Raw genomic sequence first — 14,024 nt, forward strand, 5'->3', positions numbered from 1 at the left:
GCGACGCGGAGCGTCGTCGACCGACGACAACGCCGCGAGCGTGCGTGCCAGGCCCCGCGAGCCCGGCCTGATCCAAACGACAAGCCCTAGCCCCTTGCGGCACTCCGGGGCGCAGAGCATCAGGAACCCGGTGAGCAACCGCGAGCACCCGGTGCCCGGGCTGCCCGTCAGGACGACGACCCGCGGCGCGCCCGGCCACTCCATCCGCCACGCGGCGAGCACGCGCAGCGCGGCGTTGCGTCCCCCGATGTACGGGTGGGCTCATGGGTGACAGGGCCCGCTCTGGTGCCTGGGTCGGGCTGGTCATCGCCTCCCCGTTGTCCTGTCCGTCCGGCACCGGCACGTCGCGTTCGACCGTATGGCGTTCATCCTACGAGGGCCGCAGGCGGCGAATCATGCCCCGCCCGTCGCTTGTTACCCAGGGGGGGCGCACATCTGCCGCCCGGCTGCGGGCCGTTACGGGCCCGCGACCGTGGGCCGTGCTCGATCATGGGTGGATGACCGCCTTTTACCATGTGTGTTTCGTCGTGCCGGACATCGAGCAGACCATGCGGGACTTTCGGCGCTCGGCCGGCGTCGAGTGGAGCGAGCCCGCGTCAGACCGGCTCGGCGAGTGGGACTACCGCATCGTGTTCACCACGGGTGGGCCGCCGTTCATCGAGCTGATCGAAGGGCCGTCGGGCAGCCCCTGGGACGCGTCCGCCGGGGCCCGGTTCGATCACATCGGCTTCTGGACCAGCGACGTACGGGAATCCTCCCGACGCTTGGAGGCGGAGGGCCTGCCCGTGGATTTCACCGGCTGCCCCTACGGTCGCCCCTTCGCCTACCACCAGGTGAACAGCATCGGCGCACGGATCGAACTCGTCGACGTGGCCAGGCAGTCCCCTTTCCTCGACCGCTGGCACCCGGGTGGGGAGGCGATGTCCGCCATCGACGAGCACGCCCGAGGCTGAGCGCCGACCGGCGTCAGCCTTCGAGGTCGGGGCCGAAGAGCGTGGCCAGCGCGCGGTCGACGACGGTCTCCACGTCCTCCTTGCCCGCGGGCACGAGCGCGTACGTGCCCAGCAGGAAGCGGCGCAGCGCCGAGGTGTCGAACTGGACGACGGCCATCCCCTGCGGCGCGTGCAGTTCGACGACGGTACGCGCGCGGCCGCAGGGCCACACATGGACGTCCCCGGTCCCGGTCGGCACGCGCAGCCCGTCGTCGAGGAGGGTGCGGGCGAAGGCCCATGTCACCTCGACGCCGTCGAGCGTGGCCTCGGCCGGGAACACCAGCTGGAGGGCGAGCGGGTCGGCGGACTTGTAGCGGAGGGTGACGGTGACACTGCGCTCGGGACCCTGACCCTCGGCGACGACGAGGCGGGCGCGGGCGGACTGTTCGAGCGTGACGGGCAGCGTGGTCGGCATGGCAGGCCCCTTTCTCTGCTGCGTGTTCCAGGTGCCCGTTCGACGCGGCAGCGGGGTGCGGCATTACGGCGTTTCCGGAAAAGCCTGTTGTGACCTGTGCCACTCACCCCTCCCATAATCCGACATTTGTGAATTACGGTTTCAAACTCCTCTTCATTCTCCTCGCCCGATCCGCAGTCGGGCGGGACACCTGAAGAGCACCGCCGACGTCGGACGGAACGGAAGACTCCTGCCATGACCGACGGCCCCGCCGCCGCGCCGATACCCCCCGCCGCCACGGAGGACGGCCTCAGCCCTGCCGCGTACGCGCGGATCTACGAGGCGGAGCAGCCGCACCTCGTCGCGTACGCCCGCTCACTGACCGGCAACCCGTGGCTCGCCGACGATCTCGTCGCCGAGGCGCACTTCCGGGTCTGGCGGCGCCTCGCGGCCGGGCACGACATCGACAACGTGGCGGCGTACCTGACGACGACCGTGCGGAACCTGGCCGCCTCGGCCGGGCGCGGCGCGGCGCGCGAGACACCCCTCGACCCGCACGCGGGCATCGAGCCGGTACAGGTGTCGAGCGATGCGTACGGCTTCGGGGCCTACGGTTCCGGGGGCTACGGCGACCAGGACCCGGCCGCCCGTGCCTCCGCCGTGGACCTGCTCTCCCAGGTCCTCGGGCAACTGCCGAAACGGTGGGTGAAGGCCCTGTGGCTCTCCGAGGCCGAGGGGCAGCCACTGGAGGCGGTGGGCCGCGGCATCGGCGCGGGCAGCGGGGCCACGGCCGTGCTGCTGCACCGCGCGCGGGAGGGCATGCGGCAGGGGTTCCTGCGCGCGCATCCCGGGAACCCGGACGATCCGGCGTGCGAGAGCCACTGGGACCGGATGCCCGCGCACGTGCGCGGCAGCGCATCCGCGCGCCAGTCGGAGAAGCTCCTCGCGCACGTCGACGACTGCGACGACTGCCGGGCGCGGCTCGCGGTCCTGCTGCGTGCCAACGACCGGCTGCCGGCCCTGGTGGGTCCGGCGCTCCTGATCTTCGTGCTCGGCGGGGCCGGGAAGTTCCTGGTGCCGCTCATGGCCGGCGCCGGTGCCACCGGCGCCGCGGCGGGCGGACACGGGACCGGTTCCGGGCTGCTGCACGGCGTACGACACGCGCTGACCGGCGGGGCGAAGGCGCAGGGGGCCGTGGCCGGGGTGCTTGGCGTGTCGGTGGCGGGGGCCGCCGTCGCGGCCGGGCTCATGCTCACGGGCAACGGCGATACGGTGCCGCCGCAGCGGTCGGCGGCGGTGCAGAGCGAGAGCTCCGCCGGGCGTGACAGCTCGACACCGTCGTCTCCGTCGTCGCCGTCGTCGCCGTCGTCGTCGACATCGCCGTCCCCGCATCCCTCAACATCCGCTTCGCGTGGGCCTGTTGAGCCGAAGAAGCGCTCGCAGCGTCCGGCCGAACCGGACGCCCGGTCGGCTCCCGGCGGCTCCGCGGACACGGGGGCGCCGGCCGAGCCCAAGGCACCGGCCGCGCCGGAGGCCACGGAGGCTCCAGCCACTCCGGCCACTCCTCAGGATCCGCCGGCCACCGAGCGGTCGGTGCCGGAGGAGCGCTCGGCCGAGCGGCCCGCCACGCCGACGCCCACCCCGACACCATCCACGGACACACCGACACCGTCGACGGACACACCGACGCCGACACCGACACCGACGGCCGAGCCCACCACCCCGACGGAACCGGCGCCCACCACCCCCGCCCCCACGGAACCTTCCCAAGCCACCACTCCCCCTCCCCCGGAGCCCAGCGCGCCCTCCCCCACCTGCACCCGCTGGCTCGGCCCGATCTACCTCTGCCGCACCGGCTGACGCCAGGGCCACGACGTGACGTACGCCGGAAGCGGCGCTCAGCCCAGCTCCGTGTCGGCGGCCACCGTCTCGACCACGTCCCGGAGTTGGGCCCGCGCGGTGATGCCGAGTTTGGGGAATGCCCGGTAGAGGTGGGAGCCGACGGTGCGCGAGGACAGGTACAGCTTCTCGGCCACCTCACGGTTGGTCAGGCCGAGTGCGGCGAGGCGCACGATCTGCTGTTGCTGGGCGGTGAGCGTCGCGAAGGCGTCCGGTTCCCGCGGAGCGCTGAGGGCTCCGGCGGCCCTGAGTTCGGCCTGGGCGCGCGCCGTCCACGGCTGTGCGCCCAGTCGGCGGAAGACGGCCTCGGCCTCGACGAGCGGCTGACGGGCTTCGGCGATCCGCCGGCGGCGGCGCAGCCACTGTCCGTACGCCAACCGCGCCCGGGCGAGTTCGAAGGGCCGACGGGCGAGCGCCGGGTTGCCCAGGGCCGCCGCGAAGTACCGTTCGGCCTCCTCGGCGGGCGCGAGCGCCGCCCGGCTCAGTTGGACCAGCGCACTCCTGCGCGGAGCGAGGGCGCCCGCGTCCGCCAGGGACTCCTCGGCTCCGTCGACGATCCTGCCGGCCTCCTCCTGGTGGTGTGCCCGGCCACGGGCGGCTGCGGCCGCCAGCTCGGGCAGCGCCGGGTGGGCGAGGTGGTAGTGCGCGGGGTTGCCCCGGCCGTCGAAGAGCGTCCGGTAGTGCTGGTAGGCGGTCTCGTGGTCGCCTTCCGCGGTGGCGGCGGTGCCCAGCGCGCGGTGGGCGAGGACGAGGACGGAACGGCTCTCGTCCGGGTCGACCAGCGAGAGGGCCTGCCGGGCCCGGGTGCGGGCTCCGGCCGTGTCGCCGCGCAGGGCACGCAGGAGCGCCTCGGTCGAGGCGGCGCAGGCCACGGCATGGTCGAGGCCGGCACCGGACGCGACGGACTCCAGGTCGGCGCAGGCGCTCAGGGCGCGGTCCCACCGCCCCTGTTCCAGGTAGGCGAGGGCGGCGACCCCACCGAGGCCGTCCGGCAACGGCCCCTGCGATCTCCAGGAGGCGAAGGCGTCGTCGAAGATCCGTGCCGCCGAGTCGGTCTCGTCGAGCAGCCAGGCCGCTACGGCGAGCAGGGTCAGCGTCTCCGGTTCCTTGCGCGACGCAGCGGCCAGGGCGGGCAGCCGGGGTGCGAGGTGGGCGTGGGCGGCCTCGGGGTGCGCGACGGTCTCGACCCAGGCCGCGAGGAGCCGCTCTCGCTCGCCGAGCGCGGGGGCGGGGGCGGGGGCGGGGTGCGCATCGATGCACGCCTCGGTGTGTACCTCGGTGCATGCCTCGATGCATGCCTCGGTGCATGCCTCGACATGTGCCTCGGCATGCGACTCGATGCGGGGCAGCAGGCGTTCGATCTCGTGCAGTTGGGCCGTGTCACCGGAGTAGAAGCGGACCACCGCCGCGGCGGCCAGGGCCTCCAGCGCGGCTCCCGGTGCTCCGTGGTCCGCCAACACGGCGGCGGGGCGCATCAGTTGTCCGAAGGCGGCGCTGTGCGAGGCGGTCAACGCCATCAACCGGCCGACCTGGAGGTCCGCGAGGGCCGCGGCCGTCGGATCGTCGGTACTGGATCGGGTGCGGGCAGCGAGCCGTTCGACCGATTCGAGTCGGCCGGTGAGGACCGCGGTCCTGGTCGCGGCGGCGAGCAGCCGGGTGCTGTCGCCGGGGTCGGGGTGGAGTTCCGCGGCCCTCTCCAGCAGGTGTGCGGCGGATGCGTGGCCGCTGCGCTGTCGCGCCCGGTCCGCGCCGCGCTCAAGTACGGCCGACACCCGCGCGCTCTGCCCGGAGGTGGCGGCGGCGAGGTGCCAGGCGTGCCGGTCGGGGGCCTGCGCGCGGAAGAGCTCGGCCAGTTCGAGGTGGGCCGACCGCCGCTCCTGAGCCGGGGCCGCCTGATGGACGGCGAGGCGCGACAGCGGATGGCCGTGGCGCAGCCGTCCCCCGCCGCGCCGCACGAGCCCGGCCTCCTCGGCAGGTGCCCACACCGGGTCGGCGACGTCGGGCAGCCAGGACCGCACCGCCTGTGCCGGGTCCTGGGTGTGTGCGGTGGCCAGGCGCACCACGGCGCGGCGGGTCGCGTCGGGCAGGGCAGCCAGCCGGGCGGCGTAGAGCCGCTCCAGCCGGTCGGTGACCGGCAGTGGGTCGTCGGGGCCGCGGGCGACATAGTCGCTGACGGTTGAGGTGGCGGCGGTCGTGGCGGGCGTGGCGCGGGCCAGTTCCACCAGCGCGAGGGGGTTTCCCTCGGCCTGATCGAGGACGCCGGACCGGACGAGCCCGGTCGGCACCTGTGGCTGGAGGTCCAGCAGCCGGGCCGCCGCTTCTCGGTCGAGCGGGGCCAGTTCGAGGGTCGCCCCGCTCGCGGTGATGTCTTGCGGCACGCCGTCCCGTGCGGCGACCAGGAGGGTCACGGGTTCGTCGGCGGCCAGGCGCCGAGCGACGAAGGAGAGGGCGTCGAGCGAGGACGGGTCGACCCACTGGGCGTCGTCCACGACCACCAACAGCGGCTGCCGCACGGCGAGTTCGGCCAGCAGGTTCAGCACGGCGATCCCGATGAGCATCGAATCCGGCTCCCGGCCCGGGTCCGCGAGGCCGAAAGCGGCGCGCAGGGCTTCGGCCTGGCGTGGCGGCAGCGCCTCGACGTCGTCACGGACCGGGCGCAGCAGCTGATGCAGGCCGGAGTACGCCAGGTCACTCTCGGCCCGGCTGCCGTATGCCCGCAGTACGCGCCCGCACCCCTGTTCGCGTCCGCCGTCCGCGGCGAACCGGCCCGCGACGGCTTCCAGCAAGCTGCTCTTGCCCGTACCGGCCCCGCCCACCACGGTCACCAGCGGGCCCTCCGGACGCACTCCCGGGCACGGCGGCCGCACCGCCGCGAGCAGCGTGCGCAGCTCCGCGTCCCTGACCACGTCGTCCACCACCAGCCTCTTCACCTCCCGCACATCGTACGAAGACGGGCCCGGCGCGGGTGCAGTCAGGTGTCCGATACCGCCGAGGCAGCCGCGCCCGCAGGGTGGAGGACGTCCACCAGAACCCCACGGCGAACGACCCACCAAGGAGACCCGCACATGCCTCCCCACACCTCCCCCACGACCGCGACCGGGGCCACGTCCGGGACCGCCTCCGGGGCCTCCGCACCGAGGACGGTCAGCACCATCGAACTGGGTGACGTACAGATCCACCGCGTCATGGAGTTCTCCGACACCACCCCGATGACGACCGATGTCTTCTTCCCCAACAGCAGGCCGCAGGAGTGGCAGCGCCACGCCGAACTGCTGACACCGCACCACTGGGACCCGCGCAGCGACCTGACCCGTGCCGCGACGCAGTCCTGGGTGGTGCGCAGCGAGGGCCGGACCATCCTGATCGACACGGGCGCGGGCAACGGCAAGTACCGCCCGCTGCAACCGATCTGGTCCTACCTGAACACCGGATACCTGGAGAACCTCGCCGCGGTGGGGGTGCGCCCGGAGGACGTCGACCTCGTCGTGAACACCCATCTGCACGACGACCACGTCGGCTGGAACACCCGCCTCGAGGGCCGGGACTGGGTTCCGACGTTCCCGAACGCGACGTACCTCATGCCGCGCCGCGACTTCGAGTACTGGAAGCCGGAGAACCTCCACAACACCGTGTTCGGCAGGGGCAATCAGAACGTCTACGAGGACAGCGTCGAACCGGTCGCCGAGGCGGGCCTGGTGGAGACCTGGGACGAGTCGTACACCATCGACTCGCATCTCCGTCTGGAGTCGGCGCCCGGGCACACACCCGGCACCTCGATCATCCACCTGGAGTCGGCGGGAGATCGCGCGATCTTCGCGGCCGACCTCCTGCACGGCGCGATCCAGGTGCACGAGCCGCACATCAACAGCTGCTTCGAGGAGGACGAGGACGGCGCCCGCGCCAGCCGTGCGCGCATGTTCGCGCACGCCGCCGACACCAACGCCCTCGTCCTCCCGGCCCACCTTCCCGGCCACGGCGCCTTCGAGCTGCGCCGGGAGGGTTCGGGCTTCCGGATCGCCAACTGGGCTCCGTTCTCCTTGACTTGATCCGCTCGACCGCGCCCGGTTCAGACACCCGCTCAGACACCCCGGTCCGGGGCGACGGCGCGGCCGACACAGTCTCGGAGCAGGGCGCGCCGCTGGTCGTGCACGCTCGCGGGCTCATCGGCGGTTGCGGCGTACACGTTGCTCACCGGAGACCAGGCCATGGACATGGCGATGACCATGGCCAGCACGTCGAAGGGGTCGCCCTGGCGGATGCGTCCCGCGGCCTGGGCCTCCGCGATGGCGCCGAGCTTGCGGTCGTCGTAGTGGTCGTGGTCCGCGACGAGGTGCCCGGCCGGGCGCCGCTCCAGGCGCGCCCAGGTCGCGAGCCTGATCAGATCGGGTCGGTCGAGGTACTCGTCGTACAGGCGCACCGCCCAGTCGGCCAGGTCCGTGGCGTCGATGGCGACGACGTTGGTGATCCGCTCCAGCGAGGCGAAGAAGATGGCGTCGAAGAGCTGTTCCTTGTTGCCGAAGTAGCCATACAGCTGCGCCTTGTTGGTGCGCGCGGCGGCGATGATCCGCTCGACCCGTGCGCCGGCGATGCCGTACTGGGCGAATTCCCGGGTGGCGGCGTCGAGGATGCGCCGGTACGTCGCCGCCCCGCGGCTGCTTGATGGCTGGTCGGGCATGCATCGCACCGTAACAGACAGACTTGTCTGTTTGCTTCTCGCGCCGCATCCGCCTACGGTCAAACAGACCGAACAGTCTGTCTAAGGAGTTGGCGATGCGTTCCACGACCGGATGGCAGGCGGACGGCGCGACGCGGACACTGCGCCGCGCGGAGCTGGAGCGCAGGGAACTGCGCCCGGACGACATCGCGGTGCGTGTCGACTACTGCGGTGTCTGCCACACGGATCTGCACGCACTACAGGCACACGAAAGCGACGCGGGAGACGCGGGAGACGCGAGCGCCCGTGGACTCGTACCCGGGCACGAGTTCACGGGCGTGGTGAGCGAGGTCGGCAGCGCGGTGGCCGACTTCTCCCCGGGCGACCCCGTGGCCGTCGGCAACATCGTCGACTCGTGCGGCGAGTGCCGCATGTGCCGGGCCGGCCAGGAGAACTTCTGCCGTGAGTTCCCGACGCTGACGTACGGGGGAACCGACCGGCGCGACGGGTCGACCACCCTGGGCGGCTACTCCCGCGAGTACGTCGTGAGCCATCGGTTCGCCTACCGGCTGCCTTCGGGCCTCGACGCGGCCGCCGCTGCCCCGCTGCTCTGCGCCGGCGTGACCGTCTGGGAACCGCTGCGGGCGCTCGGTGTGGGCCCGGGCAGTGACGTCGCTGTGGCCGGTCTTGGCGGACTGGGACACCTCGCGGTCAAGATGGCGACCGCGCTCGGGGCCACGACCTCCGTCATCAGCCGGAGCCTGGACAAGGCCGCGCAGGCGCACGACTTGGGGGCACAGGGTTTCGTCGTGTCCACCGACCCGAAGCAGATGGACGAGGTACGCGACCGGTTCGATGTCGTCATCGACACCGTCCCGGCCCCTCACGACCTGGCCCCGTACCTGCGCGTGACCGCCATGGACGGCACGCTCAGCCATCTCGGTCACCTCGGGCCGGTCACCGTGGACACCCTGGACCTGCTCATCGGCCGCAAGAAGCTCAGCTCGGCGGGCAGCGGCGGTCGCCCGTCCACCGCCGCCATGCTGCGCTTCTGCGCCGAACACGACATCACCGCCGACATCGAGCTACTGCCGTCGTCCCAGGTGAACACGGCTCTCGAACGCCTGGGACGGAACGATGTCCACTACCGGTTCGTGCTCGACATGTCCGACCTGGACTGACCGCCCTCGCCCAGGTTGTCCCGCGCCCAGTCCTCGAACCGGGTCAGTGGCAGGCCCAGCGCACGCGCGAACTCCGGGCGGCCCGGCTGACCCGCGGCGTTCATGAAGGCACCGGAGGCACCCATGGGCGGCATTCCGGCGGCGAGGGCCTCCTCCAGGGTCAGGTCGGGCGCGGTGATCGGCCGGTCGAGGACGCGGCTGAGGACGTCCGCGATCTCCGCCATCGACCGGTACTCACTGGCCAGTTCGAGCTCCACCTCGTGGAAGCGGTCGGGGTCCGTGAGGGCCGCGGCGGCCGCGGTGCCGATGTCGGTGACCGCGGTGAGGGAGAGCCGGGTGTCGGGCTTGATGAGAGTGATCAGGTCGCCGTCGATGCCGCGCGGGAACAGGTAGGCCGTCGAGGGCAGCAGGTTCTCCATGAAGAAGCCCGGCTTGATAAGGGTCCAGCGCGCGAAGCCGGCCGTGCGGACGAGGTCCTGGATGGCGGCCTTGGTGTCGAGGGTGGGGGCCATGAAGTCCCAGTGACCCTCGGCCCAGCCGGGGACCTCGGTGTGCTGCCCCGCGCCGGCGACGGACGTGTGCACGAACTGCTCCGCACCTGCGGCCCGGGCGCCTTCGACGAGGTTGGTGGCCTGCGCCAGCTCGTTGTCGAAGTCGGCGCCCTCCTCGGTGAAGACGGGCATCTGGACCGAGAAGACGGCGCGGACCCCCTCGGCGGCGCGCGTCACGGAGGCACGGTCCAGGAGATCTCCGGTGACGAGTTGGGCACCGAGTGCGGCGACGGCGCGGGCCCGTTCGGTGGCGGGGTCCCGGACCAGGGCGCGTACGGGTACGCCTGCGGAGAGCAGCGCACGGGCGGTGGCACCGCCTTGACGTCCGGTGGCGCCGGTGACGAGTACGGGGGCTGGCGTCGGGCCGGTCGAGCGGCAGCGCGCCGACGCCCGGCGCAACTACGAGCGGATCCTCGCCGTGGCCGCGGAGGAGGTCGCCGTACAGGGCGCGGATGCCTCGTTGGAGCAGATCGCGCGCGTGGCCGGGGTCGGCTCGGCGACCGTGCGCAGACACTTTCCGACCAGGCGGGCACTGCTGGAGGCGGTCTCCCAGCAACGGATCGAGACGCTGTGCGCCCGGGCGGGCGAGCTCGGGGGCCGCGACGGCGACGGACGGGGCGCGCTGCTGGAGTGGCTGGGCGAGGTGCTCGCCTACTGCGTCACCGCGCGCGGCCTGGCGACCGCCCTCTCGTACGACGCGGACCACGACCCCGTGGGCGGCAACTCCTGCGCGGCGGCGCTGATCGAGGCGGGCGAGCCCCTGCTGCGGAGCGCCGCACGGGAGGGCGCGGTGGCGCCACAGGTCACGGTCGAGGACCTGATCACACTGACCGTCGGCCTCGCCCTCGCGACGGAACACCACCCCGAGCCCACGGCCCGCGCCGAGACACTGCTCGGTCTCGCGGTGGCGGGGATCAGCCCGGATCGGGTCTGACGAGCCGCCGCGTTTCCGACTTTGCGGAAACTGCAAGACGGCGTGCCACGAGGCGTGTGGGTGGACAAGCTGGGGGCGTGTCGGGCCCCTTCGAACGGACGGGGACCCAACACATCACACAGTCGGCTCCGCCCGAATCGCCACGACCACCGCCACCATCGCCATCGCCATCGCCAGAAGAGGTCCCCATGGCCACCACCCCTCGCGACCGCAAGCGCCGCGACACCCCACCACCCCGGACCGGAACGAGCGAGGCCGAGGTCCTGCGCGGGTTCCTCGACTACCTGAGGGCCTCGATCGCCTCGAAGGTCGAAGGCTCCCCCGACCCCCAGGCGCGAGCGGCCGCCGTCCCCTCGGGCACGAACCTCCTCGGCCTGCTCCACCACCTCACCTGCGTCGAGGGTGCGACGTTCCTCGGGGATCAGGTCACGGACTGGCAGGCGACCTTCCACGCCCCTGCCCAGGACGCCGTGTCCGACGTCGTCGCCCGCTACCGCGACACCGTCGATCGCGCCAACGAGGTGCTCGACGGCTGCCCGGACCTCAGCGCCCCGCTGCCGCGCCCCCGCCCGGGAAAGCCCGCGCCCACCATCCGCTGGGCCCTCACCCACATGATCGAGGAAACCGGCCGCCACGCCGGCCACGCCGACATCCTCCGCGAACTGATCGACAACACGACCGGCCGCTGATCGGCTGCGCGGTCATGCGCCACAGGACAACTCGGACTCCGTGTCGTTCTCACCGATGACGAACGCCTCCCCCGCGGCGGGGACTCCGATGTCACGCCAGCTGAACGGCACTCCGCGCGCGGTGTCGAAGTCTGGCCCGTCCATCAGTTGAAAATGCAGGTGCGGTTGCGTGGAATTGCCGGAGTTGCCGCAACGACCCAGCAACTGCCCGGCGACGACCTTGTCGCCCGCCATGACGTCGAGCGAGCCCCGCTGGACATGTGCATACACGGCGTACGCACCCTCCCCCAGATCGAGGATGATGTGGTTGCCCACAACCCGGCGGCTCCCGCCGAGAGTCCGGCACACGCCTTCGATGAGCCAGAAGTACAGAACTCCCGCAAGGGAGCTGCGGCTCAAGTGATCACGCTGGTCGTGTTCGGCGTGCACGACGGTGGCATCGGCAACCGCGTACAGGTGCGCCCCGAAGGCGGGGTAGTCGCGATTGCGGTGGGCGACAGGCCAGAACCAGACAGGGGCGGGGCGAGAGGGTCCGCCCTCCGGCTCCGCCACGATGTCGATGGCGTAGGTCTGTGCAAGATTGTGCGTTCCATGGCTCGGAACCTTGTCCGCGGGACTGTTGAGGGCTGACCACCGGCCGGCGACCGGAGGCGCGACCTCGACCGGAGCCGGTGCCCGGGTCGCGATACGTCGGCGGGCGGAACGCGAGGTCACCAGGTTGATCACCACGGCTCCCAGCGCGGGCAGCCAACTCGCCCAGTAGCCGTACGGCAGTTCCACGAAGAATCTGACGACGATCTGAGCGAAGAAGACCGCCCAGAGCCCATGCTCGACCCTGGCTGCGATCTTGCGTCGTGCTACAGGCATGATTCCCCCTCGTACAGCAAATGGTCAGGTCGCGGGGCGCGCGGCGGTGAGCACCACAAGCAGTGGCACCACTCGCCCCGCAGGTACTTCGTAGCGGCCGCGCTCCGGAGTGTGGAGCCAGCCCACACCGGCGAGTTGGCGCAGGTGGTGGTAGATCTGGCCAGTCGTGCCGATGCCCTCGAGGGCGGCCAGCTCCGCCGCGGTACGCAAGCCACCCAGAATCTCCCGCAGCAGCCTCAGCCGCACGGGGCTGCCCAGCGCGGCGAACGACTCGGCGGCCTCTGCCCAGTCGTCGTCGAACAGCGTCTGCGAGAGCTGGCCGTACTGCCACTCGTAGCGGTGCCCCGTCGGCACACGTACCGCTCCGGTGAACAGGACGGCGCCGTCCGCCTCCTGCGTCACCGGGTGACGCTCCTTCAGCGCATCGAGGGCCCAGAACTCACCCTCCCCCATGACCGGCGCGGTCGGGGCCACGTCCTCCAGCTCCGCCATGCGCCGCTCGAGCCTGGAGACGCGTTCTTCCAAATCCATAGAACGAGGTTACGTAATTACGTAACTTCTCGCAACACTCCGGCGCCTGCAGAGCGAAGTCCCGCCCACCTCGCACGAGTTCTGGTCCCGCAAGCCGCGGCACCGCACTACGCCTACCGGCGCGAACCCGCGAGTCCATGACGAGCCGCTGGGATACGGGTTGCCACTGGTTCGACCGGGCGAGCCCGTGAGGGCCGACGCATGGACACCCCTCCGTCACCTATAGAGTTGCGCAACCCAGCAACACAAGAACGCGAACGGAGATCGACGGAGACATGGGCATCATCAGCTGGATCATCTTGGGCCTCATAGCCGGAGCCATCGCCAAAGTTCTGCTCCCCGGCCGCGATCCGGGCGGCCTCATCGGCACCACACTCATCGGCGTAGCGGGCGCCTTCGTGGGCGGCTGGCTGTCGTCCCGTTTCCTCGACCGCCCCATCACCAAGGACTTCTTCGACCTGCCCACCTGGATCGCCGCCATCGCCGGCTCGCTCGTCCTCCTCATCGGCTACCGGGTCCTGTTCGGCAACTCCCGGGACTGACACGGGCCTTCACGTGCACCTCGGTGCCAGGCGGCAGTCGGACCGTCGCGACGGAAGCGGCGTAACGCCACGCGCCCTACCAGTTCATGTGACGCGGCATGCCGCAGTACCCGGAGGTGCCCCTGGGGACCCCGGCGAGGAAATCGCGGACATGGCGGAGCCAAGTCGCCCGGTCCGGTGGGCTCAGGATGTGGGCGGCGTCGGGCAGTTCGATCAGGCGGGCTCCCGGGATGCCCGCCGCCAAGCGGTACGAGCTTTCGGGCAGCACCAGGCGGTCGCCGGTAGGAGCCACCACCAGGGTGGGGGCGGAGACCTTCGCCAGGTCGGCGCGGACGTCCACGCGGGACACCAGGTCGAAGTGGTCAAGGAGGCCGGGCGGCATCGCGGCCAAGGTCTGGGCGGCCGGTTCGTCGAGGGCGGACGGTTCGAGGCCCGCGAGGTCCACCGGGGACTTGCAGGACAGGAGGGCGAGCCGCACCACGTCCTCCCACCGGCCCGTGGCCGCCAGGGACTTGATCAGTTGGGCGGCGAGCGCGAGGACCGGGTCGGCGGTGGCGAAGCCCGCGGTGAGGACGAGGGCCCGAACACGGTCGGGGTGCAGTGTGGCGATCCGGACGGCCACGGCGCTGCCGAGGGATTCGCCGAGGACGGCGAACGAGTCCTGGCCCGCGGCGACGGCGGCCGCGACCAGGCGGTCGGCTAGGGCTTGTCGTTTGGATCAGGCCGGATCAGGGAGCGGGGCCTGGTGCGTGCGATCGCAAGGCGGAGGAGGGAGGCGACGCGGAGCGTC

Annotated in this window: 14 protein-coding genes; 7 read left to right on the forward strand and 7 right to left on the reverse strand. The window is 71.9% G+C overall.

Going from position 1 to position 14,024, the window contains the following annotated elements; all coding sequences use genetic code 11:
- Positions 1-497 precede the first annotated feature (497 nt).
- Positions 498-953 (forward strand): VOC family protein, encoded by a 456-nt coding sequence (locus tag ACIA8D_RS41230; protein WP_399240592.1) that lies wholly within the window; start codon positions 498-500, stop codon positions 951-953.
- A gap of 13 nt (positions 954-966) precedes the next feature.
- On the opposite strand, the gene ACIA8D_RS41235 is transcribed toward ACIA8D_RS41230, so the two are convergent.
- Positions 967-1,407: an SsgA family sporulation/cell division regulator gene (locus ACIA8D_RS41235; RefSeq protein ID WP_399240594.1), complete on the reverse strand. Its 441-nt coding sequence runs from the start codon at positions 1,405-1,407 to the stop codon at positions 967-969.
- Positions 1,408-1,641: 234 nt separating this feature from the next.
- Between ACIA8D_RS41235 and ACIA8D_RS41240 the strand changes: the two genes are divergently transcribed.
- On the forward strand, positions 1,642-3,246 hold the full coding sequence (locus ACIA8D_RS41240; protein WP_399240596.1) for a sigma factor: 1,605 nt from the start codon (positions 1,642-1,644) through the stop codon (positions 3,244-3,246).
- A 38-nt stretch (positions 3,247-3,284) separates the two neighbouring features.
- Here ACIA8D_RS41240 and ACIA8D_RS41245 read toward each other — a convergent pair whose 3' ends face one another.
- A complete protein-coding gene (locus ACIA8D_RS41245) occupies positions 3,285-6,215 on the reverse strand; it encodes an AAA family ATPase (RefSeq protein WP_399240598.1) in 2,931 nt (976 codons plus the stop codon).
- A gap of 255 nt (positions 6,216-6,470) precedes the next feature.
- On the opposite strand from ACIA8D_RS41245, the gene ACIA8D_RS41250 reads away from it, so the two are divergent.
- Positions 6,471-7,331: an MBL fold metallo-hydrolase gene (locus ACIA8D_RS41250; protein ID WP_399240616.1), complete on the forward strand. Its 861-nt coding sequence runs from the start codon at positions 6,471-6,473 to the stop codon at positions 7,329-7,331.
- Positions 7,332-7,363: 32 nt separating this feature from the next.
- On the opposite strand, the gene ACIA8D_RS41255 is transcribed toward ACIA8D_RS41250, so the two are convergent.
- The gene (locus tag ACIA8D_RS41255) at positions 7,364-7,960 is read right to left on the reverse strand and encodes a TetR family transcriptional regulator (protein ID WP_399240600.1); all 597 of its coding nucleotides are present in this window, start codon (positions 7,958-7,960) and stop codon (positions 7,364-7,366) included.
- A gap of 95 nt (positions 7,961-8,055) precedes the next feature.
- On the opposite strand from ACIA8D_RS41255, the gene ACIA8D_RS41260 reads away from it, so the two are divergent.
- A complete protein-coding gene (locus ACIA8D_RS41260) occupies positions 8,056-9,120 on the forward strand; it encodes an NAD(P)-dependent alcohol dehydrogenase (RefSeq protein ID WP_399240602.1) in 1,065 nt (354 codons plus the stop codon).
- On the opposite strand, the gene ACIA8D_RS41265 is transcribed toward ACIA8D_RS41260, so the two are convergent.
- On the reverse strand, positions 9,084-10,070 hold the full coding sequence (locus tag ACIA8D_RS41265) for an NmrA/HSCARG family protein (RefSeq protein ID WP_399240604.1): 987 nt from the start codon (positions 10,068-10,070) through the stop codon (positions 9,084-9,086). The genes ACIA8D_RS41260 and ACIA8D_RS41265 overlap by 37 nt on opposite strands.
- Here ACIA8D_RS41265 and ACIA8D_RS41270 point away from each other — a divergent pair.
- Both ACIA8D_RS41270 and ACIA8D_RS41275 read left to right on the forward strand, forming a co-directional pair.
- Positions 10,009-10,605, forward strand: a complete 597-nt coding sequence (locus ACIA8D_RS41270; protein ID WP_399240606.1) for a TetR/AcrR family transcriptional regulator — start codon at positions 10,009-10,011, stop codon at positions 10,603-10,605. The two genes, ACIA8D_RS41265 and ACIA8D_RS41270, sit on opposite strands and share 62 nt — an antisense overlap.
- Before the next feature lie 188 nt (positions 10,606-10,793).
- Complete coding sequence (locus tag ACIA8D_RS41275) at positions 10,794-11,294, forward strand: DinB family protein (protein ID WP_399240608.1); 501 nt, start codon at positions 10,794-10,796, stop codon at positions 11,292-11,294.
- Between the two features lie 12 nt (positions 11,295-11,306).
- Here the strand turns inward: ACIA8D_RS41275 and ACIA8D_RS41280 are convergent, their stop codons facing one another.
- Together ACIA8D_RS41280 and ACIA8D_RS41285 are read right to left on the reverse strand one after the other, a co-directional pair.
- Positions 11,307-12,161 (reverse strand): M23 family metallopeptidase, encoded by an 855-nt coding sequence (locus ACIA8D_RS41280; RefSeq protein WP_399240610.1) that lies wholly within the window; start codon positions 12,159-12,161, stop codon positions 11,307-11,309.
- Between the two features lie 24 nt (positions 12,162-12,185).
- Positions 12,186-12,692: a helix-turn-helix domain-containing protein gene (locus tag ACIA8D_RS41285; RefSeq protein WP_399240612.1), complete on the reverse strand. Its 507-nt coding sequence runs from the start codon at positions 12,690-12,692 to the stop codon at positions 12,186-12,188.
- 275 nt (positions 12,693-12,967) lie between these two features.
- Between ACIA8D_RS41285 and ACIA8D_RS41290 the strand changes: the two genes are divergently transcribed.
- A complete protein-coding gene (locus ACIA8D_RS41290) occupies positions 12,968-13,234 on the forward strand; it encodes a GlsB/YeaQ/YmgE family stress response membrane protein (RefSeq protein WP_385756476.1) in 267 nt (88 codons plus the stop codon).
- 76 nt (positions 13,235-13,310) lie between these two features.
- Here the strand turns inward: ACIA8D_RS41290 and ACIA8D_RS41295 are convergent, their stop codons facing one another.
- On the reverse strand, positions 13,311-13,856 hold the full coding sequence (locus tag ACIA8D_RS41295; protein ID WP_399240614.1) for an alpha/beta fold hydrolase: 546 nt from the start codon (positions 13,854-13,856) through the stop codon (positions 13,311-13,313).
- Between the last annotated feature and the right edge of the window lie 168 nt (positions 13,857-14,024).

The organism is Streptomyces sp. NPDC051684 (assembly GCF_044453445.1).
GTDB lineage: Bacteria > Actinomycetota > Actinomycetes > Streptomycetales > Streptomycetaceae > Streptomyces.

What these genes read in the sequence shown, in the direction of transcription:
- ACIA8D_RS41230 (WP_399240592.1), top strand. Translation starts at nt 498, where the DNA reads ATGACCGCCTTTTACCATGTGTGTTTCGTCGTGCCGGACATCGAGCAG.
- ACIA8D_RS41235 (WP_399240594.1), bottom strand. Translation starts at nt 1,407, where the DNA reads ATGCCGACCACGCTGCCCGTCACGCTCGAACAGTCCGCCCGCGCCCGC.
- ACIA8D_RS41240 (WP_399240596.1), top strand. Translation starts at nt 1,642, where the DNA reads ATGACCGACGGCCCCGCCGCCGCGCCGATACCCCCCGCCGCCACGGAG.
- ACIA8D_RS41250 (WP_399240616.1), top strand. Translation starts at nt 6,471, where the DNA reads ATGGAGTTCTCCGACACCACCCCGATGACGACCGATGTCTTCTTCCCC.
- ACIA8D_RS41255 (WP_399240600.1), bottom strand. Translation starts at nt 7,960, where the DNA reads ATGCCCGACCAGCCATCAAGCAGCCGCGGGGCGGCGACGTACCGGCGC.
- ACIA8D_RS41260 (WP_399240602.1), top strand. Translation starts at nt 8,056, where the DNA reads ATGCGTTCCACGACCGGATGGCAGGCGGACGGCGCGACGCGGACACTG.
- ACIA8D_RS41275 (WP_399240608.1), top strand. Translation starts at nt 10,794, where the DNA reads ATGGCCACCACCCCTCGCGACCGCAAGCGCCGCGACACCCCACCACCC.
- ACIA8D_RS41280 (WP_399240610.1), bottom strand. Translation starts at nt 12,161, where the DNA reads ATGCCTGTAGCACGACGCAAGATCGCAGCCAGGGTCGAGCATGGGCTC.
- ACIA8D_RS41285 (WP_399240612.1), bottom strand. Translation starts at nt 12,692, where the DNA reads ATGGATTTGGAAGAACGCGTCTCCAGGCTCGAGCGGCGCATGGCGGAG.
- ACIA8D_RS41290 (WP_385756476.1), top strand. Translation starts at nt 12,968, where the DNA reads ATGGGCATCATCAGCTGGATCATCTTGGGCCTCATAGCCGGAGCCATC.